Source organism: Candidatus Zymogenus saltonus (genome assembly GCA_016929395.1).
GTDB classification, from domain to species: domain Bacteria; phylum Desulfobacterota; class Zymogenia; order Zymogenales; family Zymogenaceae; genus Zymogenus; species Zymogenus saltonus.
Genome location: JAFGIX010000090.1, coordinates 20,877 through 45,777, shown reverse-complemented (window position 1 = coordinate 45,777; position 24,901 = coordinate 20,877). Strand labels below are relative to the sequence as shown.

The following is a 24,901-nucleotide window of genomic DNA, read 5'->3' as shown; positions in this document are numbered from 1 at the left end:
CTTTAGATTTTTCTATGGCTCAGGAACTGAAACAAGAGCTAAGGCTTGTACAGAAGCTGGTATTGACACCCCAGCTTCAACAGGCCATAAAACTTCTCCAGCTTACCAGATTGGAGCTTTTGGAGCATGTCAATCAGGAGCTGTGTGAAAATCCCGTCCTTGAAGAATATCAGGACGGGCAGGACGGTCGGGAAGGTGAAGGTGAAGACGTTGTTGACAGTCACAAGGAAGACCTGACCATAGACGCGATATTAAAGGGTGCGGGGGGAGACGATTCATGGGGAACCTATACTTCAACGTACTCGGGCTCTTTTGCCGATTCCGATGAAAAACAGCAGTTTATAGAGAACACATGCATCAAGAAGACCTCGCTTTTGGATCACCTGATGTGGCAGCTCAGGATGAACAACTTCAGCGAGGAAGAGATCAAGATCGGCACAATAATAGCCGGCAACCTTAACGATGACGGATACCTTACCTTATCGATCGAAGAGGTGTCGGAGAGGGGGGAATGCGAGCCGTCATTCGCGGAGGATATTCTCAAGAGGATTCAGATGTTCGATCCCGTCGGTGTGGCCTCCCGGGACCTGAAGGAGTGCCTCAGGGTGCAGGCGGAGTACTATGAGGTCTCAAATCCGGTCGTCTTGGCGATAATCGACGAGTATCTTCCGAAGCTGTCAAGCAAGAATTACGACTATATTGCGAAGAAGCTCGGCGTCGATAAAAAATACGTAATGAATGCAATAGACGTAATAACCGCCCTCGAGCCGAAGCCCGGAAGATCCTTTGTAACGGAAGAGCCCAAATATATTACCCCGGATGTGTACGTCTTCAAATTTGATAATGAATACTTAGTTACGCTTAACGACAACGGCCTTCCAAGATTGAGAATAAACAAGTTTTACAGGGATATATTGAGAGATGGAAGCACTGCTTCCGAAGGGGCGAAGGATTTCATCAAGGAGAGGATCAAGTCCGCCACCTGGCTTATAAAAAGCATTCAACAGCGCCAGAGGACGATGTACAAGGTAGCCAAGAGCATCATTACTCACCAGGAAGAATTCTTGGAAAAAGGGGCAAAATATCTCAAGCCCCTGGTATTGAGGGATGTTGCACAGGACGTTGAAGTTCACGAGTCTACGGTCAGCCGCGTTACCAACGGAAAGTACATTCACACCCCCAGGGGGGTATTTGAGTTGAAGTTCTTCTTCACCACGAGGGTCGCGTCCAACAGTGAGGACGGGAGATCTATGGAGAGCGTCAAAAGCAGGATAAAGGAGCTGATTTCGGGCGAAGACCCAAAAAGACCGATAACCGACAAGCAGATCGTCAGGCTTTTGGAGAGCGAGGGCGTTTTTCTCGCCAGGAGGACAATCGCAAAGTATCGTGAGATGATGGGCATCCTCTCTTCCGCGGGGAGGAGGGGGGGTTGATGCAACGAGGGTATGTTTGGTGGACTAAGAAAGGAGCCGCGGGATTGGAGACATACCTGAAAAGATAAAGCTGATACAAGGAGGTTTTATTTAATGCGCATATCTGTTACTTTCAGACACATGGAGCCCACGGAGGAATTCAGAAAGTATGCCGAGGAGAAAATTGGAAGATTAAAAAAATATTTGTACAATCCAGCCGATGTAAAGGTGGTTCTTTCCGTGGAAAAGCACAGAAACATCGCGGAGATCGTGATCAATGCCGACAAGACGACCATTAACGGTAAAGAGACTACCGACGATATGTATAAGGCTATCGATACGGTCATAGAGAAGATAGAAAAGCAGATAAAGAGACACAAGGGGAAGCTTATAAAACACAAGGGAAACAATGTCAAGAATCTGCCCGAAGCCGCCGCGGAGCCGATGATGGGTGGCAATGTTGGGTTGGATGAGGGAGGTATTTCCATCATAACCAAGACCATCGATACGAAACCCATGACGGTGGAAGAGGCCGCCATGCAGCTGGATATGTCAAACTCGGAATTCATGGTTTTTCAAAACGCCGATACAAAGAGTATAAACGTGGTTTATAAGCGGAAGGACAGCAACTACGGTCATATTGTTCCGACGGTTAAAAAATAGCTTACGTATAATATAATACTTAAAAAATTCGCTAATTACCGGGGTGATTGATGAAGCTTTTGGATATTTTAGATCAGGATCATATTAAAGCCGACATTACATCAAAGGGTAAAAGAGAGGTTTTAGAGGAGCTTTCGGAGATCGTTTCTGCTCGGGAAGGCCTCAATTTGAAGGAGCTTGTAAAAGTTCTGGAAGAACGCGAGAAGCTGGGGAGCACGGGTATCGGCAACGGAATAGCCATTCCCCACGGCAAGCTCAAGGGTTTGAAGAAACTGGTAGCCTCGTTCGGAAGATCGGTAAAAGGTGTGGACTTCGATTCGATCGACGGCAAACCCACTCACCTCTTTTTCCTGCTTATCGCCCCGGAGAATACCGCTGGGATACACCTAAAGGCACTGGCGAGGATATCGAGGCTATTAAAGGACAAGAAATTCAGAGACGATCTCTTGCGTGCCAAGACGCCGGAGGAAATCTTTAAGATAATAAAAGAGGAAGACGATAAGTTTTAGACGTTTGAAAAGCCCAATTTGTGGCCGTTAAATGGATGGTCAATTAGCAATTGATGGCCAAAGGCAAGAGCGACCGTTAGTTGGGGGGGTCGCCGTTAGTTTAGGGGGGCGGTTAATTTGAAGGGGTTGGTTAATTGGGGGGGCGGTTTATTTTTAGGGAGGTCGACAGCTTATTTAGGGGGGAGGGTATTTTTGTGGGGGGTGATTGATCATCCGTTAAGCATACATAAGGTGTGTGGATTCCTTTTTTTAGTGGAAAGAACAATTCTTCATGGGACCCTGGTGAGGATAATGACCAGGGGCGTTCTGCTTTTGGGAGACAGCGGATCGGGCAAGAGTCTGTTTGCACTATCTCTCCTGTATGACGGCGGGAGGCTTGTGTCGGACGATGTGGTGGAAGTTTTTCGCCGGGGAGTCGATCTCTTTGGGAGGACGCCCGGGTCGAGGAAGGTGGATGGAAAAGTGGGGCGGTCGTCGGGGGGAGGCGGGCAATTAAAGGATACGAGGGGGCTTTTAGAGGTAAGGGGGGTCGGGATTGTGGATATAGGGAGGGTCCTTGGACCCTCTTTTGTTATTGAAAAATCGAAGATCGATCTCGCCGTAAGACTCGGCGTCCCAAAGGGGGCTTTGGGAGCTGACGGTAATTCCGAGGACACCAGAGGGTGTTTTGGCGTCAATGCGGGTGAGTTTGAGCTCCTAGGCGTCTCGGTGCCCGAGATTTCTTTCAGTGAGACGATCGACCCAAAAAGGCTTGTGACGGCAATAACGGACTTTATACTATGCGGCTCCCAAAACAGCGCGGTTCTCAAAGAGCTTCTCGGAAATAATGGGTAAAAAAAAGGACATTAAGCTGTTGATAATAACGGGGCTCTCCGGATCGGGCAAGAGCACCGTGCTGAAGGCTGTGGAGGACAGCGGTTTCTACTGCATCGACAACCTCCCCGTTGTGCTGCTGCCGGAGGTCTTGGGACTTGTCACAGGCTCCGAGTGGGAGATCGACAAGATAGGACTGGTGATGGACGTCAGGGGGAGGAGCTTCCTCGAAGAGTACCCGAGGATTTTGGAAAAGCTCGAGGGAATGGGACAGGACTACCAGCTGGTTTTTATGGAGGCGAACGATAATGTCCTCTTCAGACGTTACAAGGAGACGCGGAGGGTTCACCCCCTTGACAGCGACGATCCCAGGACGGGAATAGAAAAAGAGCGGGAGATGCTCTCGGGGCTGAGGAAAATATCCCATAAGGTCATAGACACCTCGAGCCTTACCCCTCATGATCTGAGAACCGTTGTTTTAGATCAATTAGTCGATGGAGTCTCAAAGAGGGGGCTGAATCTCAACGTTATTTCTTTCGGCTACCGCTACGGAAATCCGATCGATGCGGATATAGTGATAGACGTGAGATTCCTCCCGAATCCGTACTTCGTAGAGGAGCTTAGGTCCCTTTCCGGCCTCACGAAAGAAGTTAGGGATTATGTCCTCGACAAGGATGTGACTGAGAAATTTCTGTCGAAGCTAAAGGACCTTTTCAGTTTTCTCCTCCCCCATTATGTGGGTGAGGGGAAGGCGCTCCTCACGATAGCGGTGGGATGCACCGGAGGGATGCACAGATCGGTGGTGATAGCCCAGGAGCTTTACATGATGTTCAAGGGGATGGACAGCTACACCGTGAGGGTGAAACACAGGGATATAAAAGAGTCATAATTTTTATCGGGTATAAAAAAATGGTGGGTATAGTCATAGTTTCGCACTTAAATCTTGCCGCCGAAGTATTAAAGACGGCGGAGCTTATTGTAGGGAAGATTGATGAGGCAATACCCCTCTCTCTGGATCCCAAAAAGGATGTGGAGATATTGACTGCGGAGATCAAAGACGCCATAAAAAAGGTGAACAGCGGCGCCGGCGTCATCATTTTAACCGATATGTTTGGGGGCACTCCGTCAAACCTTGCCATGAGCTTCCTCGGGGACGAAGTGGAGGTTGTATCCGGCGTGAACCTCCCGATGATCATAAAGATCGCTATGGAGAGGGAGGGTGTGGATCTCAAGGGCCTGGCATTAAAGGCCAAGGAGGCGGGAAGGGATAATATCAATGTTGCCACCGAATTTTTAAGCAAGAAGAAATAGTTATGGGGATTGTTCTTATAAGGGTCGACAGCAGGTTGATTCACGGGCAGATTCTCGAGGCGTGGATACCCTTTACGGAGGCCGAGTCGATCGTGGTTGTTGACAACGAGGTGGCCGAAAACCTCCAGAGACGCACCATTATGGAGATGGCGATCCCAAGTAAAATAAATGTGGAGTTCGATACCGTGGACGAAGCCGTAAAGGATTTCTTGGAGGGCAGGTTTGAAGAGAAGAGGACCTTGATTCTGTTCTCGAACGTTCAAGACGTTATGGAGGCCTTCGATAAGGGTTTTGTTTTCGATTCGCTGAACCTCGGAAACATGCACTTCTGCAAGGGGAAGGTGCAGGTGAGTTCGAACCTTTGTATGGGCAATCTGGATTGCGAGTGCATATTAAGGCTAAACGAGAAGGGAGTCTCAATAGATTCGAGATCGGTTCCCAACGAGAGGACCCTCGAGGTTGACAAGCTTTTGAGTATTGCCGCTGGTTAAAGAAGTATGACGATAGAATTCATATCCGATATTCTATTGATTGGGCTGATAGGTGGAGGTCTCCACCTTGACAGGACGGCGGCTTTTCAGTTTTTAGTGTCGAGGCCTATAGTCGCATCGGTCATTGCGGGTTCTGTCCTGGGGGAGCCGATGGTCGGATTGGGATCGGGACTCGTCCTGGAGCTCCTATGGCTGGGGATACACCCCCTGGGGACCTCCATCCCACCGGACGATACGGTCGTTTCCGTAGCTGTCCCCGCCGGCGTAATCCTGGCGGATCGTTTGACGGGGCAAATACTCGGGCCGGATCCGGCCGCCGTTTTGGCCCTGGCGATATTGATGGCGCTCCCCTTGGCGGCCGTCGGAAGATGGATGGATATAGGACTGAGGGTTTTGAACGGACGTTTTTTAAAGGCAGCCAGGGAGGGGATTAAAGCTGGGGATCACAGGGTGATCGGAAGGCAGGTCGCAAAGAGCATTTTGGCGATATTTTCCGCGTTTACCGTCTTGACCATTGTTGGAGCCTGTATCCTTTCGGCCCTGATTTCTATCCTGTATCCTTTCCTTGACCAGCGTTTCATCTTGGCCCTCAAGCTTGTTTACTTCACGACACCTTTTTTTGGGGCCGCGGGGATGCTTACAAGGTTGAGGGAGAGCGGAAGGTTTAGATTATCGGCGGCCTTTTTGGCCACGTATGCGATTTTATTTATAGCCGTTCGGTGTGTCCTATGAGGGCGGTTTTGATAAGAACATTCTTCAGGAGCTTTTTTATACAGGGCTGCTGGAATTTTACGGGGATGCAGAACGTTGGATTTGCTTTTGGGATATCTCCGGTGGTGTGTAAAGCCGTGAAGGACAATGAGGGGAGATCCGCCGCGCTCTTGAAGAGCCTCGAGCTTTTCAACACCCATCCATATATGGCCACGGCGATCTTGGGCGCAGCTGCGGGAATGGAACTGACCGGGGGGAAAAATGTCGAAGTCAACGAGGAGCGTATATCCGAGATGAAGAAGATGCTCTCGGGGTCCCTCGCGGGACTCGGAGACTCCTTTTTCTGGGCCACGCTGAAGCCCCTTTTCTCGATCACGGCGATAATCTCCGGTTTTATGGGCGGAATTGTCGCCCCGCTGATATTCCTCTTCCTTTACAACTCGTTTCACATCTGGATGAGGATAAAGGGCTTTCTGGTCGGATTAGAAAGGGGGATAAAACTGGTAGATTTTTTACGCGGTCTCAAACTCCCGGAAGTAACGGAGAGATTGACCGGCCTAATCGCCGTACTGACGGGAACGTTGCTTTCGGGGCTGATCTTTTTTATGCCGCGATTGTTGGGCGCCGGGGACTGGGGTGCGTGGGGGGAGTTGAGGTTCCTTGCAATAATTCCCCTTATTGTTCTGTTCATTCTGACAAGAAGGGGATTCCCCCTCCTGATTATGTTGTATGTTTTTGCGTTTTTTTGTATGGCGGGTTTTTATGCACTGGGCTGATCTATTTTCGGAATTCATTTAAAAAGGTAATAGTTCTTCAATGTCTGAAGTCAAGGGAAAAGAGGAGGGCATCTCTGGAGATCTGTTTTCGGAAGAATTCGTAATAAAGAACAGGCTCGGCCTTCACGCCAGGGCGGCGGTCGTTTTGGTTCAGACGGCCGGTAGATACGGATCTGACATAACCATTTCCAAAGATGATATAGAAGTAAACGGAAAGAGCATTATGGGCATACTTATGCTTGGGGCCACGATGGGAACCACCATCAGGATAACGGCCAAAGGCTCCGACGCCGAAAGGGCCGTCGCGGAGCTCGGCAGACTCATCTCGAGCAAGTTTGGTGAAGAGTGATATGACCATAAAGAGAAAAAAAGCGAAGGACGTAAGGATATCCGGCATCGGCGTCTCTTCCGGAATAGCCATAGGCAAGGTCTATCACCTTGACAGAACGAAGGTAAAGTACACACCGAGGTTCATCAGGGGCGAGAAGGTAAAGGACGAGATTTTACGGTTCAACCAAGCCGTAAAGAAGTCGGAAAATCAGCTTGACGAGGCCAAGGGGAAAATTCCCCCGGAGAAGTTCCAGGAATTCAAACATATCATAGAGGCGCATCTTCTGATACTGAAAGACAGGATGCTCAACGACGAGACCATAAAAACGATAAAGACAAGGCATATAAACTCCGAATGGGCCCTCAAGATAGTCCATGAGAAATTGAACAAATCCTTCGAGGCCATCGACGACGAGTACCTCGCCGGAAGGGCCAGCGACATCGACTATGTCGTTGAGAGAATCATGAGAAACCTCACTGGAAAAGACCAGGAGTGCCTCTCCGGGATCGACGAGGATGTCATAGTCGTCGCCCACGACCTTTCTCCCGCGGATACCGCCCAGATCGACAGGAGCGTCATCAAGGGCTTTGTCACCGATATCGGCGGCAGGACATCCCACACCGCCATCATGGCCAGGTCTCTGGAGATACCGGCGGTCGTGGGGCTCGAGGAGGTGAGCCAGTCCGTCAACAGCGGTGACTGCATCATCGTAAACGGAAGCGGGGGAGAGGTGATCATAAATCCCAGTCCTTCCGTGGTAAAGCAATACGAAAAGAAGCTCGAAAAGTATCTGGACGAGGAGAGGGAGCTTCTATTCCTCAAGGACCTTTCCCCCGTGACCACCGACGGCCATGAGATTAGGCTCATGGCCAACATAGAGATGCCCCACGAGCTGGAGTCGATAGAGGAGCACGGCGCCCAGGGAATAGGTCTTTATCGTACCGAGTTTATATACCTGAACCGCAGGAAGCTCCCCACGGAGGACGAGCATTTCGAAGTGTACAAGACCGTGGTGGAGTGGATGAGGCCGGAGATCACGACCATCCGGACCTTCGACCTGGGCGGGGACCGCTTCCTGTCTCAACTCGAGCTCGCAAAGGAGATGAATCCGGCGATGGGGCTTCGGGCCATAAGGTTTTGCCTCAAGGAGGTCGAGATATTTAAGGACCAGCTGAAGGCGATCCTGAGGGCGAGCAACTTTGGGCCGGTCAGGGTGATGTTCCCGATGATAAGCGGAATGGAGGAGATCCGAAGGACAAAAGAGATCCTCGAGGAGGCCAAGGGGGAGCTTAGATCCAGGGGCGTACCCTTCGATGAAGGTATCAAGATAGGGATGATGATGGAGGTTCCGTCAGCCATGGCCATCGCGGACTTCTTGGCCGAAGAGGTGGATTTCTTCAGCATAGGAACGAACGATCTCATCCAGTATTCGCTGGCCATCGACAGGGTGAACGAGCACGTCAACTACCTCTACGAACCGCTCCACCCCGCCGTGCTCAGGATGATAAAGGGCGTTGTGAAGAGCGCCCACGTGTCAGGAATCACGATCGGCATGTGCGGAGAAATGGCCGGGGAACCCCTCTACCTCCCGATCCTTGTGGGGATGGGACTGGACGAGCTGTCGATGAACGCCCTCTCTATCCTCAGGGTGAAAAAGATACTCAGAAGTGTCTCGTATAAGGATTGCCGAGAGATTGCGAAAAATGTCCTTACCTTTTCGACCGCCAAGGAGATAGATAAATATGTCCTCGAGGAGATGAGAAGGCTGTTTCCCGATGACTTCGGGGAGACGAAGCCATCAGGGTAACCTCAAAAACATCCCCTTGTTTTTTAACCGAAATTATTTTGAAATGCTTTTTTCTATCTTGTTCAGATGGTCTGTTCAAAATCTTTTTCTTGACATATCCACATCAAGATTATAAGATACAAAATTCGCGGCGGTGGGGTGCCGGAAGTTTTTACGGGGGGAGACGGATGGATAGATGGGTAAGGGATGGGGGGGATGGGGAAATCCACTCGATCAACGATGGCCCGCAAAATTGGAAGAGGGGGAAGGGGGAAAGAAGGCGATCATAAACACCTTGTTTTAATCTCGCGGATATATTTCTTTAATTGTCTAAGTTGGGATTGAGGCCGGGAATTTCCGAGAGGTTATCGGCCCTCTAATACTCCCAATTAAAATATTAAAATATCAAAATATCAAAATTCCAAAATCCGGAGGTATCCGTTATGTCAATGACAAACTTCCTTTTCACTTCGGAATCGGTCACCGAAGGCCATCCCGATAAAGTTGCGGACCAGATCTCTGACGCAATCCTCGATGCGATGATCAAGGACGACGTAAAATCGCGGGTCGCCTGCGAGACCCTCGTCTCGACGGGCCTTGCGATAATCGCCGGCGAGATAACCACCCAGACCTGGGTAGACATGCCCGAGATAATCAGAAACACCATAAAGGAGATAGGCTACACCGACGCCAGCATGGGCTTCGACTACGAAACGTGCGCCGTCCTGACCACCATCGACAAGCAGTCCCCAGACATCTCCCAGGGGGTAACGGCGGGAGAGGGCCTCCACAAGGAGCAGGGGGCCGGCGACCAGGGTCTCATGTTCGGATTCGCGACCGACGACACCCCGGAGCTCATGCCGATGCCGATAATCTACGCCCATAAGGTCTGTAGGCAGCTTGCTAATGTCAGGAAGAATAAGACACTCGACTTCCTTCGTCCCGATGGCAAGTCCCAGGTTACGGTGGAGTACGTCGACGACAGGCCGGTCCGAGTGGATGCAGTGGTGGTCGCCGCCCAGCACTCCGAGACCGTAAAGTACGATACGCTTAGGGACGGCATCATCGAGGAGGTGGTAAAGAAAGTGATCCCTGAAAATATGCTCGACAAGAACACCAAATATCACATCAACGCCACCGGACGTTTCGTACTGGGTGGGCCTCAGGCGGACTGCGGTCTGACCGGAAGGAAGATAATCGTCGATACCTACGGCGGCCAGGGAAGCCACGGGGGCGGGGCGTTCTCCGGGAAAGATCCGTCCAAGGTGGACCGCTCCGGCTCATATATGGCGAGGTATGTCGCCAAGAACGTCGTGGCTGCGGGGCTCGCCAGGAAGTGCGAGGTCCAGGTGGCCTACGCCATCGGGGTCGCCGAGCCGGTGTCGCTTATGATTGATACCGGGGGAACAAGCGTGATTCCACCGGATAAGATAGCGGCGATTGTAAGGGAGGTCTTCGATTTCAGACCCGCGGCCATGATCGAAAAGCTCGATCTCTTAAAGCCGATATTCAAAAATACCGCTGCCTACGGCCACTTCGGAAGGGAGGATGAGGGCTTCAAGTGGGAGGAGAGAGACATGGCCGATAAAATAAAGAAAGAGGCCGGTCTGTAATCTTTCTTGTGGGTTACAGTGAATTTGAACTGTCGGGTTGATAGGGGTTGGTTGGGGAAGGTCGATAAGGATATTGGATGGGTTTGACAACATAAAAGAAACAGACGCATTGATTGACGGGGGCGGTTGGTAAGATGGAGGGGAGAGGTCGTTCGGAAAGAGCGGTGGTTGAGGATGGTTGATGAGGTTGCCTGATGGGTCAAATTCACGGGATTGGTTTTCTGGGTTTAGTTGAGAGGCCGGCAGGTGATATTTTCCGTGAGGTTGGTTGATGGGATTGAACGGCGGGTATTGGCGGGGTCGAGCGGCGGGCCGGTTGCCGGTTGCCGATTGCAGGTTGCAGGTTGAAATTACGGCTCCTTAATTGAGGGGGCCGATCTATATATTAAACGGAAGCGATCATCACTTAAGGGAAGGAAAAATATAAACTCTACGCAGGAGCATTAAAAAGTGAAATTTGACATTAAAGACCCGGGACTCAGGGAAAAGGGGGTACTCAGAACCGAGTGGGCGAACATGGCCATGCCGGTTCTCAACTCCATAAAAAAGCGCTTCGAGGCGGAGCGGCCCCTCTCCGGCCTTACGCTGGGGGCGTGCCTCCACGTAACGACCGAGACGGCGAGCCTCGCCATCACCCTAAACGCCGGCGGCGCAAAGGTCTTCGTCTGCGCCTCGAACCCCCTCTCCACACAGGACGACGTGGCGGCGGCATTGGTCACCGAGTACGAGATTCCGGTCTTCGCTATAAAGGGTGAGGACGACAAGACCTACTACGACCACATCAACGCCGTCATCGACGAGAAGCCGCAGATCACCCTGGACGACGGGGCCGACCTCGTCTCCACGCTCCACTCTGGTAGAGTGGAAAACATCACGAATGTCATCGGCGGTACGGAAGAGACGACGACCGGCGTCATAAGGCTGAACAGCATGGCGGCATCAGGGGTCTTGAAGTACCCCATCATCGCCGTCAACGATGCCTCAACGAAACACTTTTTCGACAACCGCTACGGTACGGGGCAGTCCACCATCGACGGCGTGGTGAGGGCCACAAACCGCCTCATCGCCGGCTCCGTCTTCGTTGTATGCGGCTACGGCTGGTGCGGCAAGGGGCTCGCCATGAGAGCGAGCGGCATGGGGGCGAACGTTATAGTCACCGAGGTCGATCCCCTGATGGCGCTGGAGGCGGTCATGGACGGATTTCGGGTAATGCCGGTCCTCGATGCCGCCGAGATAGGCGACTTCTTCGTGACGGTCACCGGAGACATCAATGTAATCAGCGCCGAGTGCTTCGAGAGGATGAAGGATGGCGCAGTCGTGGCAAACTCCGGTCATTTTAACGTGGAGCTCGACCTCAAGGGGTTAGAGGCGCTCACTAAATCGAAGCGCGAGGTCAGGGACTACGTGATGGAGCATACCCTTAAGAACGGCAAGCGCGTATATGTCCTGGGGGAGGGGAGGCTCATAAACCTCGCCTCCGCCGAGGGACACCCCTCCGCGGTTATGGACATGAGCTTTGCGAACCAGGCGCTCTGCGTCGAGTATATCATGAAGAATCACGAGGACTTCGCTAACAAGGTATACCCGGTGCCGGAGATGATAGACAAGGAGATAGCCAGGCTCAAGCTCGACTCGATGGGGATCAAGATCGACACCCTGACGGAAGAGCAGAGAAAGTACCTCGAATCTTGGGAGATGGGGACTTAAGATTTATTGAATATGATTTTTGTTCCTGTGGTCGATTGGGATTTACAATTAGGATTTACAGTTAGGATTTAATATTATGGCAATGAGGAAGAGGAAGCGAAGAAGCGGTGCCGATAGGTGATTAGGGATTTATATGTTCCACTCCTCATGTCAAATGAGATAAATAAACGGGGGCATTTAAAGCCCCCGTTTTTCGTGGTTTGAATCCATTTTATTTATATAGTAAAAAGCACAATATTTTGTGACGGCGGGTTAAAGAGAAATGGGCGGAAAAAAACTGTTGAATACATCTCCGGTGATGGGGTTGAAAAGGGGATATGTCGCCGACTTATCTCTGGTGCTGATCTGCGTATTTTGGGGCATGTCCTTTATACTGGTAAAGCAGGCGATAGAGGAGATCAACCTCTACTACTTCATCTTCCTGAGGTTTATCGTCGCCGCGTCGATCCTCCTCGTCCTCTTTGGCAGAAAACTGAAGCACCTGAATAAAAAGCTCGTCCGGGACGGCATAATCCTCGGGAGCTTTCTCTTCATCGCATTCATTACCCAGACGGTGGGGCTCCAGTACACGTCGGCGTCAAACGCCGGGTTCATAACCGGCCTACACGTGGTCCTCGTTCCATTTGTGCTGGCGATCTTTTTCAAGAAGACGCCCGCCCTTACGGCGACAATGGGCGCCGTCATCGCCGCGGTGGGCCTCTTTTTCCTTTCCGTCTCCGACCAGTTCACGATAAACAGGGGCGACGTCTGGGTGATACTGTGCTCGGTGAGCGTTGCGTTTCAGGTCATCCTGACGGGGTGGTACGCGGTAAGGCACGATGTATATCTGTTGACACTCGTACAGGTAATCACGGTGCTGTTCTTCTCGGGTATCGCCACGGCCCTTGTCGGTGGGGCGGTCGTCCCGTTGAGCATCCTTTCTCCCTTCGTGATCCTCGTCATAATCCTCATGGCGGTATTCGCCACCGCCTTCAACTTCACCGTTCAGGTATGGGCGCAGCAGTACACGACGCCGACGAGGGCCGCCGTCATTTTCACGATGGAGCCGGTATTTGCGGCGCTCTTCGCTTATCTCTGGGGCGGGGAGATATTGAGGGTCAGGGGATATATGGGCGCCGTCCTGATTTTCCTGGGGATAATCTTAAGCGAGTTTCGGGCCAAGAAGTGGGACGGGGAGGCGGAAAATCCCCCAGCCGATGCGGACGGATAGAGGTATATATACAAAAATTTACTGTTCATTTCAAAATAATTTTAACAAAATTCGGCCCGGCCAAAAATTGGAGGTAAGCAATGATAAAGTACGTCCACGGCTACTCGGAGCGCGAGACCGAGCGCCTCTACGACCAGGCGGGGTCGGTGAAGGACCTGATTCACTACGACAGCCTGTTTCCAAAGGGAAGCCTGATTTTGGAGGTGGGCTGCGGCGTGGGGGCCCAGACCGTGACGCTTGCCGCCCAGAACCCGGACTCAAATTTCGTATCAATAGATATAGCCGAAGACTCGCTGAAAAAGGCCGGGGCCTTGATCGAAAGGGAGGGGATAAAAAACGTCGAGTTTAAAATTGCAGATATTTTCTCGCTCCCCTTTGATAATGATAGCTTCGACCACGTCTTTATCTGCTATGTCCTGGAGCACCTCGAAGACCCGGTCGGCGCGGTGTCTAAGATTCTGGATGTGGTGAAGCCCGGCGGCACGGTGACCGCGATAGAGGGGGATCACGGATCGTGCTACTTTCACCCGGAGACCCCCGAGGCGGTAAAGGCATGGAGATGCCTGATAGAGGCCCAGTCGCGCATTAGCGGCGACTCCCTCATTGGGAGGCGGCTCTACCCGCTCCTAACGGAGGGGGGCTTGAAAAACGTCTCCGTATCCCCAAGGATGATCTACGCCGACCGGAGCAGGCCGGACCTGATCGACTCGTTTGTGCTGAAGACCATCATCCCGATGGTCGAGGGGGTTAAGGAGCAGTCGCTTAAGCTTGGGCTGATAGATAAAGAAACCTGGGAGAAGGGGATAGCCGACCTCTACGCGATCACGGAGAGGGACGACGGCACGTTCTGCTACACGTTCTTCAAGGCGGTCGGCGAGAAGGTTGTGTAAGGAAGATTGCGTTCTCGCTATTGTTAAGGTGTCCTATGCCGTCATCGACGAGATGGCCCTGCACATGGATGACGTGCTGTTCCGCCGGACCAACGCGGTGTGCTTCGGGCCGCTGCCGGAGGCGTAGCTGGAGAGGGTCGCGGACATGATGGGAAAGGAGCTGGGGTGGTCCGACGAGGACAAGAAGCGGTAGATCGACTGGGTGAAAACCTACTACGTGCCAATCAAGAAGGACAGCGACGTCCCGTTTAAAAAGACGGTGGTCGTTGACTGAGGGTGCGGTATGATGATAATATGTTGCTATGCCCGGTCCGCCTGCTTTCACAGCGGGTGGCCCAGGTTATTTTATCCGATAAGATTCAATGCATTGTCCTTTTTCGGGGATGGCTCTTTTACATATTTTATTTCAGCCTAACGAGGCCTCGAGTTCTCGGAAGCCCTCTACATGGCGCCTGAGCATCTCAACAATGGGTAAGTTATAAGGGCACTTCTCTTCGCATTCGCCGCATTCGATGCATTCGTCCACCGTGGCAATCACATCTTTCATAAAAACCATGGCCTGTCTGGGCGCCAGGCGATTCATAATGGCCGGAAACATCTGGGCCTCCCTGATCATCACCCCTTGCGGACAGGGCAGACAATAACCGCAACGCCGGCAGAATGAATCTCCCAGTTGTTCACGTAAGTTTTCCATGTCCTGTTGGTCCTGGTCAGTCAGCGGTTGAGGCGTTTCGTACATGGCCATGATCTGATCGAATTCTTCTTTATTGGATACTCCGGGTATGGGTATCACATGCGGGTGTTGCTGGAGAAATTTAAAACACAGGTCGGCCCGTTCGAGCATACCGCCGCCCAAAGGTTTCATGGCTATAATGCCCATGTTTTTTTCCATGGCCGCCGGATGCAAGGCTTCAAGGGCCTGGGTTTCCACAAAGTTGAAAGGGAACTGAACAGTTTCAAACAGCCCGGTTTGAACAACTTTAAGAGCCGTGTCCTTATTATGGGCGCTGAACCCGATATGTCGGATTTGGCCATTAGCTTTTGCCTCCGTTGCCGCCTCCATGGCGCCGCCGGGGGCCAGCACTGTTTCCAGTTCAGATTCCTCGGACAGGTTATGGAATTGAAAAAGGTCTATGTAATCGGTGCGAAGCTGCTTAAGGCTGTTGGCGATATGTTCGGCCGCCTTTTCCTTAGATCTTTCCAACGTCTTGGTGGCGATTACAACCTGGTCACGCACGCCTTCCAATGCCTGCCCGATTTTTCCTTCACTGTCTATATACATGTTTGCCGTATCGAAAAAGTTAACACCGCGATCGAAACAATACCGGACCATTTCAGCGGCATCGTTTGCTTCCAACTGCATAATGGGGATCCCGCCGAAACCGAGTTCCGAAACCATTAGCCCTGTCTTGCCTAAACGATTTTTTTTCATGCTTCTGCTCCTGGCCGACATTTTTTAAAATGAAATAAGAATAACATATCTCGAATTATGCGGCAAGAGCCGCGATTTTCGTGTTTCACGCCTTCCGGCCTCGGATTTTGGCAGTTGAACAGGCTTTGATCCGGTCCGCGAACCGTCAAGTCCCCAATTTTAATTCACTACATCTATTGAAGCAAAGCCCCGACGCCTTCCATCTTTAAAGCAGAATTACCTTCCTCCCTAACCCTTCGGCGTCGTCGGCTTGCTCCCGGCAGGATATTTCATCGAGGCCGCCCTCCTGACCTTAATCGAGGCCCTCTCCAGGGCTTCGGTAATAGCCTCCTTGACGTCGGTCCCCTTCCTTCTTAAGTCGATGCTCAAGATGTACTCGGCGCTGGGTTTAAGGAACTTTATCACCTTAAGGTAGAGTTTGTTTTCCTTGACCCAAGTGCTTGAGAGCCTCTTGGCGTAGGCGGCGATCATGGCGTTGAAGAAGTCGAAGCGGTAAAACCTCCTTATCACCTCGAGTGTGGAGTAGAACCTCCTGTGCCCCCTGATCTGCGCCCTCTGGAGGCAGTAGGGGTCGACCCTCTTGGGGCTGAAGACCACGTGGTGGCCGTCGTAGAAGCTCCAGTCTTTGATGATTATTCGGCCGTCCTCCTCAATTTCCTTGTACACGGGGGTGCCGGGCAGCGGCGTCAGGATGAGAAACTGGACGGAGTCCACAGCGTTTCTCCTGGCGAACCTGACCGTCTCCTTGAACGTCTTTTCCTCGTCCTGGTCGAATCCAAAGACGAACATCCCGTGAACGCTGATGCCGAACTCACGGAAACCGCGAAGTCCCTCCTCCATGTCTTCCAGGGTCTGACTCTTATTCATCTTTTTCAGGCTCTCCGGGGAGACGCTCTCGAGCCCGATGAACACCGTTTTTAGACCGGCGTCCCTCATGAGCCTCATCAGCTCCCTGTCCTTTCCCGCGTCCACCCTGACCTGCGCCGATGAGATGAACTTGAAACCTTCCTCGATAATCCTTCTCAGAAGCTCCTTTGTCCTCTTCGGATTGGCTACGAAGTTGTCGTCATAGAAGAAGATGCTGTTTCTTTTGTCGTCGTATTTTCTCAGCTCCTCGATTATTGCGTCCAGGCTCCTGTAGCGCATCTTGCGCCCGAACATCCTGGTTACGGAGCAGAAGTTGCAGTTGTAGGGGCACCCCCTGGAGGTCTGCATCGGGATGACCCTCTTGGTCCACCCCTTCTTCTTGAAGAAATGTGTGCCTAAAAGCGTAAAGTCCGGCTCCGGGAGCTCGTCCAGACTCAGGGCCTCGCCCTCCATCGGATTTTCCAATATATCACCGTTGAGCTTATACGTCAGGCCCGGGACTTTCGCCATATCCCTCTCGCCGGAGAGAGCCTCGACGAACATGGGAAAAGATTTCTCCGCCTCGCCCCTGATCACGTAGTCGGCGTGGGAGATACCCTCCTCGGCAAGAAACGTGACGTGCGGCCCGCCCAGGATGGTAGGAACACCGATCTCGTTTAGGCTTTCGGCCATCTCGTAGGCCCTGGGGGCGGTGGATGTGATGGTGGAGATGCCGACGAGGTCAGACGAGGCGACCTCGTCCCAGGGGACCTCCCCCATCGACTCCACGACAACGGAGACGTCGTGCCCCCTCTGCTTTAGGATCGTCCCCAGAAGGATTACCCCCAGCCGGGGGAGGGGGTAGAGGGAGAAGATGTGAAAGTCGGGGCTTCTCGGCTCTATCAATGTTATTTTCATTTTTATATCCTTATAATATTTGTCATTATTATTTTGGCCTTTGGTTAAATATGCTCTATCTCTTCTGGCTTATGACTTACGGCTTATGGGTGTTCTTGTTGAGGTGAAATTACTGATGAGATTGTTAAATGTAGCATATTTCTTTTTGCTTTTCAATTAAATTGTTGTGTGTGATTAACAAATTAAGAACAAATTTTTTGGATGTCAGGCTCCAACGGCGATACGCGCAGACGTTGTGAGATTGCGATATTGTTTTGCTCAAACTCCGGTGGATAAAGGAGGTTCTGCCTATGACGGCGGGCCCGGCCCGTCAGACAATTCTCCTCACCATCACAAACGCCTCGGCGGCCTGAGCACTTATCTGGGAGCCGCGCCACGCAGCGAGGGCCCTCACAGCCTCGATGGAGCGGGGGTGTGGGAAATCGATGATCTGGCTCTTGAATCGGGCCATGGCGGAGAGCTTCACCTCGATGTAGCCGCTTATGTCGACGAAGGCGTTCGGGATGAATCCCCCCTCCACGTAGGGGAAGTTGAGGTGCGTCTCGCTCACCGTCTCGTAGGCGTAGACCTCCCTCATCTTTCTTCCAAGGGGGAGGTGCGGCCTCCAGTGGACGGAAAAGGAGTGAAAGAGCTCCCGGTGATCCTTGTGGAGGTCATTGATAAAGGGGATGTAGAGTATATCCGGCTTAATTTCCTCTATTATATCTCCCGTTATCTTGTTCAGCTCGTGGATCTTTTGATCGGCCACCATGACCGCCGGGATCTCCCTGAAGATGTAGTCGGTTACCCCGAGAATCTCCATCGCCTCGCGAAACTCCCCCCGGATCGTCTCCCATAGGGACGACGGCCAGAGGGGGTGGGGGTCAACCTCGCCGTGTCCGGTCATTACAGCGACGGTGACAATGTTGCCCTCGTCGACCAGCCTCGCGATCGTTCCTCCCATCCCTATCGTCTCGTCGTCGGCGTGAGGGGCAACAACGAGAATCCTGTCTTTTGTATTTTTCAATTTATCGATGTCTCCTAACGGATTACCTCTTCCGGCTTGAGCGGCATGGGATTGTCAGGCTTCGTCACGAGGCAGCTCCCGATGGCAAGGGCGTCAATGCCGGTGCTCCAGAAGGTCCGCAAGGCGTCCCTGGGGGAGGCGACGATAGCCTCGCCCTTGATGTTGAACGATGTGTTCAAAACCGCCCCGACGCCGGTCTTCCTTTCGAAGGCGGCGATGAGGTCGTAATACCTTCGGTTGTGCTCTTTTCCCACCGTCTGGGCCCTCAAGGTATTGTCCACGTGGACCACCGCCGGGCACTCCGTCTTTGCCTCGTCCGTGGCGTCAAAGGCGAGAATCATGTATGGCGCCTTGACGGCCCGCTTCATGTAGCGCTCGGCCCTCTCCTCGAGAATGCTGGGGCAGAAGGGCCTCCAGTACTCCCTGAATTTTATGGCGCTGTTCACCCTGTCCCTGCTGGCTGTGTCCCTAGGGTCGGCGAGGATCGATCTGGCCCCCAGCGCCCTCGGCCCTCCCTCCAGCCCCCCTTGGAACCAGGCGACCACCTTGCCGTCGGCGATAAGCCCTGCCGTGTCCTGGGCAATGTCATCGCACCTCTTGTATTTGAGGCCGCACCCCTTTAGCTGAAGCTCGATGTCGTCGTCGTCGAACTCAGGGCCGAAGTAGACGTGTTTGAGCTTTCCTGGGCGCTTTTTGGTGAGGACGTGGTAGGCGCCCAGGGCCGCCCCGATTCCGTTTCCGGAGTCTGACGGGATCGGGAAGATGAAGATGTCGTCAAAGAGGCCGCTTTTGTGTATCCGGCTGTTCATCTTGACGTTTAGGGCGACGCCCCCGCCGATGCAGAGGTTTTTCATCCCTGTCTCATCCCTGAAGTGGGCGAGAAGGGTCAGAACCCGCTCCTCTAAGAGACGCTGCACCTCGAAGGCGAGGTCCTCGTGGATCGGCTCCAGAGGAACCTCTCCCTGTCTGGGTTTAATCCCGAGGATGTCGACGAGGTTGTCGGTGAAGCGGTCGGAGTAGGTGTGGGGGCCGTTGTGGATGTATTTGGAGTCCACCGCATAGTCGTACCCGTTTTTCGCCTGAGGGACGACCTTTTCCAATCCCTTCCTGAACTTTAGGTTTTCCCTCCCGTAGGCGGCAAGCCCCATGACCTTGTATTCGCCGTCGTAGGCCTTGAATCCCAGAAACTCCGTGATCGCGGCGTAGAACCACCCCAGCGAGTGGGGTATGGTTATCTCGTGGATCATGGCCAGCTTGTCCCCCTCGCCCTTCCAGAGGGTGGCGCACTGGGTGTCGCCGGAGCCGTCTATCGTGAAGACGAGCGCCTCGTCGAAGGGGGAGGTGAAATATGCGGATGCCGCGTGGGAGGCGTGGTGGGGGTGGGAGATGAGATTCGGCGCCTCGGCCTTTCCAAAAAACTTTACGAGGTTCAGGCGGAGCCTCTCCCTTGCGCTCTTTTCGTTGAAGAAGTTTATTACCCAGTTCTGCCAAGAGACGGTGCCCGGGCCCGGTGGGTGCTCTTTGTTTACGCCGTCGAAGAAGCTTCGCATCTCACCATTGGTGTATCTCGGGAGGTCCCAACCGTAGGCGAAACGGTCGACGTCTTCGATCTTGATCCCCCCCTTTTTGAGGCAGAAGTCGATCGACCTTATGGGGAATATGTCCCAGGCGTGCTTAAATCGTATAAGCCGCTCCTCCTCGACGTAGGCGACGATCTCGCCGTCTACTACGAGACAAGCGGCGGGGTCAACCCCGTGAAAGTATCCTATTATGTTCATCATATCGGCTGAATTAAAAATATCTTAAAAAACTGGTCAATCGGCGTTGCCGAAATCCGAAATTCGGTATAGATTATCAGAGATTTTGTCGGATTACAAGCCTTAACCTGAATTGCCGAAAAATAAGAGCTGAAATTGAGATATGCAAATGAAGTCCTTGTAATCTCCTTGTAATATCATTGTAAAAGGGCCCCCCGATGTGTTAAACTGATAGCGGATGGAAAAGATTTATTCCGATGGATTTTCAAGGGGGTGTTGTTATGGATAATAAGTTATCGAGAAGAGACCTGATGAGGTATGGGGGTTCCCTTTTGACGGCGGCGGCATTGAGCGGGGGATCGGGCTACCTTCTCTCATCGGGGCTCGCCTTTGGGGAGGAGCAGAAGAACCTTCCCAATATAGTCTTTATCATGACCGACGACATGGGATACGGCGACCTCGGCTGCTACGGCGGCAAGAGCATAAGGACCCCGAATATTGACCGGCTGGCAGCCGAGGGAATGAGGTTCACGGACTTCTACGTATGCTCCCCGGTTTGTTCCCCGTCGAGGTACGGTCTCTTGACTGGACGGTACCCCGCCCGGGTCGACCTGAACCTCGCCCTCATCCCGGACGAGATCCCCTTAAAAACAAAACTTGAGTATGGCTTTTACGAGAAGATAGGCCTTTTAGGGATACTCGACCTGGGGGATCCTGGGAGTTGCGTGGGGATTCCAGCGGACGAGTACACGCTGGCCGAGGGGCTGAAGGATGCGGGCTACGCCACGTGCATTATAGGCAAGTGGCACCTGGGTTATGCGCCGGAATATTCACCCAACCTCAACGGCTTCGACTACTTCTACGGCTCCCCGGGCGTAAACGACATGAAGCCTTTTATCCTTATGAGAAACGACACGGTCCTCGAAGGGCATATAACGGATCAGACAACCCTGACGAAGAGGTATACGGTGGAGGCGGTCGATTTCATCGAGCGCTCGAAGGACGCGCCGTTCTTCCTCTACTTTGCCCACACGTTTCCCCACCATCCGTACCACGCCTCGGACGACTTTTTGGGGAAATCGAAGGGGGGTCTCTACGGGGACACGGTGGAGGAGATCGACTGGAGCGTCGGCGAGGTCTTAAAAAAGCTTGACGAGCTGGGACTTTCCGAAAACACAATTGTGGTCTTTACAAACGACAACGGCCAGCTCTTCGAGGGAAGCCCCGCCGGGATGCGGGGGTGCAAGGGGCTGACCTACGAGGGGGGAGTCCGCGTCCCGATGATAGCCCGCTGGCCGGGGGTGATAAGGCCGGGAACGGTAAACAAGGGTGCCGCCATCAACCTCGATTTCTATCCGACGTTTCTATCCATAGCCGGAGTTCCCCTCCCGGACGACCGCCCTATAGACGGCAGGAACATGATGCACATGTTCAAGGGTGACGAAAGCTCCCCCAACGAGGCGATCTACTATTACCACGCGGAGAAGGTAGAGGCGATCAGGGTCGGCAGGTGGAAGTACATGCGAAAGCACAACGTCTACGTCTGGCCGAGCAACCTCCAGTTCAAGGGTCCCTGGCTCTTCGACATGGAGGTTGACCCGAACGAGCGCTACAACGTGGGCCACACCTACCCTGAAGTGATGAAGGAGCTGGAGGCTATGATCGTCAAGTGGGAAGGCTCCTTTGAGCCGAAGAAGTGGTAGGCGGGGGCCGGATAACAGTAAACGGAATGTTGGATGGGCCGGGATTCGGCTTGCGCTTTCAGGGAAACTCTGGTAATATATAAGGATAAGTGTTGAGGTAATTAATATCCCTCTCTTTGAACCTGATGGCGGAGAGGGGTCTATATTCGGATATTTGAGCTCGGTTCTAAAAACCGTGAAGTTCAGATACATAGACGTAAAGAGATTGGGAGGGAAAGTTATGCGTATTCTGGTTATGGCGGCGGTCTTTATCTTTTTTTCGGCCTTCGGGGCCTATCCGGCGATGGCCTATATCGATCCGGGCACCGGTTCGGTCATATTCGGCGCCATAGGGTACATGATCGCCGCCGGCGCGGCGTTCATAGCCATTGCCATAAAGCCGGTCAAGATGCTCTACAACAGGGTGTTCAAGAAGAATAAGATCGACTCCGAGGTCGAGGCAGAAATAGAAGAGAAGGCCTTGAAAGACAAGACGGAGATTTAACAGTGGATAGAAGGGAGTTTTTAAAGGGTCTGTCCTATTTCGCTTCCGCCCTTACCCTGTCATCATTCCCCGTCTATTCCGGGTGTGACGGGGGACTTAAGTTATCGTGGGGAAAAAAGATGTATGACAGAGTGATTGTTTTGGGCATCGACGGGATCGACCCAAATCTGATGGATAAGTTTATTTCCGAAGGCGACGTGCCCAACTTCAAGGTGCTGGCTCAGACCGGTTCCTATTCACGACTCGGCGCCTCCAACCCGCCCCAGAGCCCCGTTTCCTGGAGCAATATCGGGACTGGGGCGGACTCCGGCGGTCACGGCGTCTTCGATTTTATCGTGAGAAACCCCAAAAACTACATGCCGGACCTCGGGGTTTTGAAGATCAACCGAAAGAACGTCCTTGGCATAAGGGAGAAGATGTTCGACCCCACCTCCCTGGCGAAGTTCTTCTGGGACTACACCTCGGAGGCTGGGATTCCCTCCTTCTCCATCCGATGGCCGATGACCTTCCCGCCGGGTAACGGATCGGGTAAGCTCCTTGCGGGCCTCGGGGTGCCGGACATCAAGGGGGGGCTGGGGAGGTACACCTTCTTCTCCTCCGCGGAGCCTGACAAGTCTAAGGAGGGTTGGGAGAAGATCGTACAGCTCAAGTTCAAGGGGGAGGGCGCCAATCAGGTTGCGGAGACGAAGATCGTAGGGCCTTCGGTCGCAGGCCTCACCGGCGCCAAGGATTCCACGATACCCCTCAAGATTATCAGGGGGGGAGGGGACGGGCTGATCCTCGAGGTTGCCGGAAAGGCGGTGGAGGCGAATGCGGGGAAGTGGACGGAGTGGGTTCCCATGGAGTTTTCGGGCGGAGCTTTGAAAAAGGTCTCCGGAATAGGGCGCTTTTACGTCGTGAGCACAGAGCCGGAGACCGGCATATATCTTACGCCGCTTCAGGTCAACCCCCAAGATCCCTGCTTCATTATATCCCGCACCGACGATTACGCGGGAGAGATAGCAAAGAACATCGGGGGGCTGTATCACACCCTGGGCATCCCAGAGGACACGAAACCTGTGAACGAGGGGGTCCTCGATGACGACGCCTTCATCTCCATGTGCGACGACATCATGGTGGAGCGGGAGAAGATGTTGGATTACGGCCTCGGAAATTTCAAGGAGGGGGTTTTCTCCTTCGTTATCGACACCACCGACAGGATACAACACATGTTCTGGCGGTTTCTGGACAAGGAGCATCCCCTCTACACAAAGGAAGGCGAGGCAAGATACGGGGGCATCATCCGGGACTACTACAAGCGCACGGACAAGATCATAGGCGATATCCTCTCCGGCCACGTGGACGACAAGACCCTCCTTATCGTTTGCTCCGACCACGGCTTTACGAGCTTCAGGAAGGGCTTCCACGTAAACCGTTGGCTTGTCGATAACGAATTGATGACATTAAAAAGCGAGCCGGACCCGAAAGACAGTGACGGGGGGGCGCTTTTCAGGGGTGTCGACTGGAAGAAGACGAAGGCCTACTCCCTCGGCTTTTCGAGCATCTACCTTAACCTGAAGGGGAGGGAGTCGGGGGGTATCGTCGAGGCGGGGGAGGCAAAAAAATTAAGGGACAAGATCAGGGCGGAGCTTGTCAAGGCGGTCGATCCGGAGACGGGCGGGCGGATCTTCAGAAACGTCTACGAGGCGAACGACATATACTCAGAAAAATATATCGAGGATTCACCCGATCTGATAGTCGGCTTCGAGGCCGGGTACAGGATGAGCTGGCAGACGGCGATAGGGGGAACCCCGAGAGGACTTTTGGCCCCCAACAACAAGCAGTGGAGCGGAGACCACATAGTGGACCCGGAGATCGTCCCCGGGATACTCTTTTCCAACGCGAAGACAAAGGGAAAGGCCCCGAGAGGTATGGACGTGGCTCCCACGGTGCTGAAGGCTGTAGGGATAAAGCCGGATCGTTCCATCAAGGGGGATCCCTTTATATAAGCCCTTGATATAAGATATTAGGCCTTGATCCGTCTCTGCCTGCACAAGGAAGGGGAGATTTTTGAGAAAAGGAGGAGGCGGTCAACTTGACGCTCTTGGCGTAAACGATTTGTAAGTAATTTGTCATTATACAAAAACAGCTTTGTTATTTCACACAAAGCTGTTTGTTTTTACAGTGAAAATCAGTTTTCGATTGAAAAGTCCCATTTAAGAGCAAAGGATTGTTTATTCGGCGTTCTTGGATAAACAATTTGGCTCAACTTAGAAGTGATATTGAATTAATTTCACTTCTTTTTTTTTGTTGGATTTTTTATTGTTTCAACAACAGTAGTATTAGGTCTTATCTTTGCTTCTTTAGTAGGGATAAACTTTCCAGTTTTAGCATCTCTACCAATTTTTCTAGTTTTCCTATTAGCCATTATTATCACCTCCTTTAGCAAGATAATTTAGTATTTTATAACTGAGTCGTACAATTCAGCACAATTATATATATTTCTAACACAATATATTGTAGATGTCAAGAATAAATTAGCATATATTGTGG

Annotated in this window: 22 protein-coding genes; 18 read left to right on the top strand and 4 right to left on the bottom strand. The window is 52.5% G+C overall.

Features of this window, described 5'->3' with window-relative positions:
• Positions 1 to 14 precede the first annotated feature (14 nt).
• The 15 genes from rpoN to JW984_16740 all read left to right on the top strand — a co-directional run bounded on the left by rpoN (position 15) and on the right by JW984_16740 (position 14,223).
• A complete protein-coding gene (gene rpoN, locus JW984_16810; GenBank protein ID MBN1574859.1) occupies positions 15 to 1,433 on the top strand; it encodes an RNA polymerase factor sigma-54 in 1,419 nt (472 codons plus the stop codon).
• A gap of 93 nt (positions 1,434 to 1,526) precedes the next feature.
• Positions 1,527 to 2,075 (top strand): ribosome-associated translation inhibitor RaiA, encoded by a 549-nt coding sequence (gene raiA / locus JW984_16805; GenBank protein MBN1574858.1) that lies wholly within the window; start codon positions 1,527 to 1,529, stop codon positions 2,073 to 2,075.
• A 50-nt stretch (positions 2,076 to 2,125) separates the two neighbouring features.
• Entirely contained in the window at positions 2,126 to 2,584 is a 459-nt protein-coding gene (locus tag JW984_16800; GenBank protein MBN1574857.1) for a PTS sugar transporter subunit IIA, read from the top strand.
• 252 nt (positions 2,585 to 2,836) lie between these two features.
• Positions 2,837 to 3,418: a hypothetical protein gene (locus tag JW984_16795; GenBank protein ID MBN1574856.1), complete on the top strand. Its 582-nt coding sequence runs from the start codon at positions 2,837 to 2,839 to the stop codon at positions 3,416 to 3,418.
• A complete protein-coding gene (gene rapZ, locus JW984_16790; GenBank protein MBN1574855.1) occupies positions 3,411 to 4,286 on the top strand; it encodes an RNase adapter RapZ in 876 nt (291 codons plus the stop codon). The genes JW984_16795 and rapZ overlap by 8 nt, the downstream gene beginning before the upstream one ends.
• 20 nt (positions 4,287 to 4,306) lie before the next feature.
• A complete protein-coding gene (locus JW984_16785; protein MBN1574854.1) occupies positions 4,307 to 4,708 on the top strand; it encodes a PTS sugar transporter subunit IIA in 402 nt (133 codons plus the stop codon).
• A gap of 2 nt (positions 4,709 to 4,710) precedes the next feature.
• Complete coding sequence (locus JW984_16780; protein MBN1574853.1) at positions 4,711 to 5,199, top strand: PTS sugar transporter subunit IIB; 489 nt, start codon at positions 4,711 to 4,713, stop codon at positions 5,197 to 5,199.
• A 6-nt stretch (positions 5,200 to 5,205) separates the two neighbouring features.
• On the top strand, positions 5,206 to 5,931 hold the full coding sequence (locus tag JW984_16775; GenBank protein ID MBN1574852.1) for a PTS sugar transporter subunit IIC: 726 nt from the start codon (positions 5,206 to 5,208) through the stop codon (positions 5,929 to 5,931).
• An 8-nt stretch (positions 5,932 to 5,939) separates the two neighbouring features.
• Positions 5,940 to 6,686, top strand: a complete 747-nt coding sequence (locus JW984_16770) for a PTS system mannose/fructose/sorbose family transporter subunit IID (protein ID MBN1574851.1) — start codon at positions 5,940 to 5,942, stop codon at positions 6,684 to 6,686.
• Between the two features lie 82 nt (positions 6,687 to 6,768).
• Positions 6,769 to 7,035, top strand: a complete 267-nt coding sequence (locus tag JW984_16765; protein ID MBN1574850.1) for an HPr family phosphocarrier protein — start codon at positions 6,769 to 6,771, stop codon at positions 7,033 to 7,035.
• 1 nt (position 7,036) lies between these two features.
• The gene (gene ptsP / locus JW984_16760) at positions 7,037 to 8,824 is read left to right on the top strand and encodes a phosphoenolpyruvate--protein phosphotransferase (protein ID MBN1574849.1); all 1,788 of its coding nucleotides are present in this window, start codon (positions 7,037 to 7,039) and stop codon (positions 8,822 to 8,824) included.
• 422 nt (positions 8,825 to 9,246) lie between these two features.
• A complete protein-coding gene (locus JW984_16755; protein MBN1574848.1) occupies positions 9,247 to 10,416 on the top strand; it encodes a methionine adenosyltransferase in 1,170 nt (389 codons plus the stop codon).
• 450 nt (positions 10,417 to 10,866) lie between these two features.
• Positions 10,867 to 12,123 (top strand): adenosylhomocysteinase, encoded by a 1,257-nt coding sequence (locus JW984_16750; GenBank protein MBN1574847.1) that lies wholly within the window; start codon positions 10,867 to 10,869, stop codon positions 12,121 to 12,123.
• A gap of 262 nt (positions 12,124 to 12,385) precedes the next feature.
• Positions 12,386 to 13,333, top strand: coding sequence for a DMT family transporter (locus JW984_16745; GenBank protein ID MBN1574846.1), 948 nt, complete (start codon positions 12,386 to 12,388; stop codon positions 13,331 to 13,333).
• An 80-nt stretch (positions 13,334 to 13,413) separates the two neighbouring features.
• Positions 13,414 to 14,223, top strand: a complete 810-nt coding sequence (locus JW984_16740) for a methyltransferase domain-containing protein (protein MBN1574845.1) — start codon at positions 13,414 to 13,416, stop codon at positions 14,221 to 14,223.
• 406 nt (positions 14,224 to 14,629) lie between these two features.
• On the opposite strand, the gene JW984_16735 is transcribed toward JW984_16740, so the two are convergent.
• The 4 genes from JW984_16735 to JW984_16720 form a co-directional block, all read right to left on the bottom strand.
• Positions 14,630 to 15,655 (bottom strand): aldo/keto reductase, encoded by a 1,026-nt coding sequence (locus JW984_16735; protein ID MBN1574844.1) that lies wholly within the window; start codon positions 15,653 to 15,655, stop codon positions 14,630 to 14,632.
• A gap of 228 nt (positions 15,656 to 15,883) precedes the next feature.
• The gene (locus JW984_16730) at positions 15,884 to 17,419 is read right to left on the bottom strand and encodes a B12-binding domain-containing radical SAM protein (protein ID MBN1574843.1); all 1,536 of its coding nucleotides are present in this window, start codon (positions 17,417 to 17,419) and stop codon (positions 15,884 to 15,886) included.
• A gap of 310 nt (positions 17,420 to 17,729) precedes the next feature.
• Entirely contained in the window at positions 17,730 to 18,425 is a 696-nt protein-coding gene (locus tag JW984_16725; protein MBN1574842.1) for a PIG-L family deacetylase, read from the bottom strand.
• Positions 18,426 to 18,439: 14 nt separating this feature from the next.
• On the bottom strand, positions 18,440 to 20,206 hold the full coding sequence (locus JW984_16720; protein MBN1574841.1) for a nodulation protein: 1,767 nt from the start codon (positions 20,204 to 20,206) through the stop codon (positions 18,440 to 18,442).
• A gap of 257 nt (positions 20,207 to 20,463) precedes the next feature.
• Here JW984_16720 and JW984_16715 point away from each other — a divergent pair, with 257 nt between their 5' ends.
• The 3 genes from JW984_16715 (at position 20,464) to JW984_16705 (ending at position 24,357) form a co-directional block, all read left to right on the top strand.
• Entirely contained in the window at positions 20,464 to 21,885 is a 1,422-nt protein-coding gene (locus JW984_16715) for a sulfatase (protein MBN1574840.1), read from the top strand.
• A 220-nt stretch (positions 21,886 to 22,105) separates the two neighbouring features.
• Complete coding sequence (locus tag JW984_16710; GenBank protein MBN1574839.1) at positions 22,106 to 22,369, top strand: hypothetical protein; 264 nt, start codon at positions 22,106 to 22,108, stop codon at positions 22,367 to 22,369.
• A 119-nt stretch (positions 22,370 to 22,488) separates the two neighbouring features.
• Entirely contained in the window at positions 22,489 to 24,357 is a 1,869-nt protein-coding gene (locus JW984_16705) for an alkaline phosphatase family protein (protein ID MBN1574838.1), read from the top strand.
• The last annotated feature ends 544 nt before the right edge of the window (positions 24,358 to 24,901 follow it).

What these genes read in the sequence shown, in the direction of transcription:
- JW984_16720 (MBN1574841.1), bottom strand. Translation starts at nt 20,206, where the DNA reads ATGATGAACATAATAGGATACTTTCACGGGGTTGACCCCGCCGCTTGT.
- raiA (MBN1574858.1), top strand. Translation starts at nt 1,527, where the DNA reads ATGCGCATATCTGTTACTTTCAGACACATGGAGCCCACGGAGGAATTC.
- JW984_16745 (MBN1574846.1), top strand. Translation starts at nt 12,386, where the DNA reads ATGGGCGGAAAAAAACTGTTGAATACATCTCCGGTGATGGGGTTGAAA.
- JW984_16800 (MBN1574857.1), top strand. Translation starts at nt 2,126, where the DNA reads ATGAAGCTTTTGGATATTTTAGATCAGGATCATATTAAAGCCGACATT.
- rpoN (MBN1574859.1), top strand. Translation starts at nt 15, where the DNA reads ATGGCTCAGGAACTGAAACAAGAGCTAAGGCTTGTACAGAAGCTGGTA.
- JW984_16785 (MBN1574854.1), top strand. Translation starts at nt 4,307, where the DNA reads ATGGTGGGTATAGTCATAGTTTCGCACTTAAATCTTGCCGCCGAAGTA.
- rapZ (MBN1574855.1), top strand. Translation starts at nt 3,411, where the DNA reads ATGGGTAAAAAAAAGGACATTAAGCTGTTGATAATAACGGGGCTCTCC.
- JW984_16715 (MBN1574840.1), top strand. Translation starts at nt 20,464, where the DNA reads ATGGATAATAAGTTATCGAGAAGAGACCTGATGAGGTATGGGGGTTCC.
- JW984_16780 (MBN1574853.1), top strand. Translation starts at nt 4,711, where the DNA reads ATGGGGATTGTTCTTATAAGGGTCGACAGCAGGTTGATTCACGGGCAG.
- JW984_16735 (MBN1574844.1), bottom strand. Translation starts at nt 15,655, where the DNA reads ATGAAAAAAAATCGTTTAGGCAAGACAGGGCTAATGGTTTCGGAACTC.
- JW984_16755 (MBN1574848.1), top strand. Translation starts at nt 9,247, where the DNA reads ATGTCAATGACAAACTTCCTTTTCACTTCGGAATCGGTCACCGAAGGC.
- ptsP (MBN1574849.1), top strand. Translation starts at nt 7,037, where the DNA reads ATGACCATAAAGAGAAAAAAAGCGAAGGACGTAAGGATATCCGGCATC.
- JW984_16775 (MBN1574852.1), top strand. Translation starts at nt 5,206, where the DNA reads ATGACGATAGAATTCATATCCGATATTCTATTGATTGGGCTGATAGGT.
- JW984_16740 (MBN1574845.1), top strand. Translation starts at nt 13,414, where the DNA reads ATGATAAAGTACGTCCACGGCTACTCGGAGCGCGAGACCGAGCGCCTC.
- JW984_16710 (MBN1574839.1), top strand. Translation starts at nt 22,106, where the DNA reads ATGCGTATTCTGGTTATGGCGGCGGTCTTTATCTTTTTTTCGGCCTTC.
- JW984_16705 (MBN1574838.1), top strand. Translation starts at nt 22,489, where the DNA reads ATGTATGACAGAGTGATTGTTTTGGGCATCGACGGGATCGACCCAAAT.
- JW984_16730 (MBN1574843.1), bottom strand. Translation starts at nt 17,419, where the DNA reads ATGAAAATAACATTGATAGAGCCGAGAAGCCCCGACTTTCACATCTTC.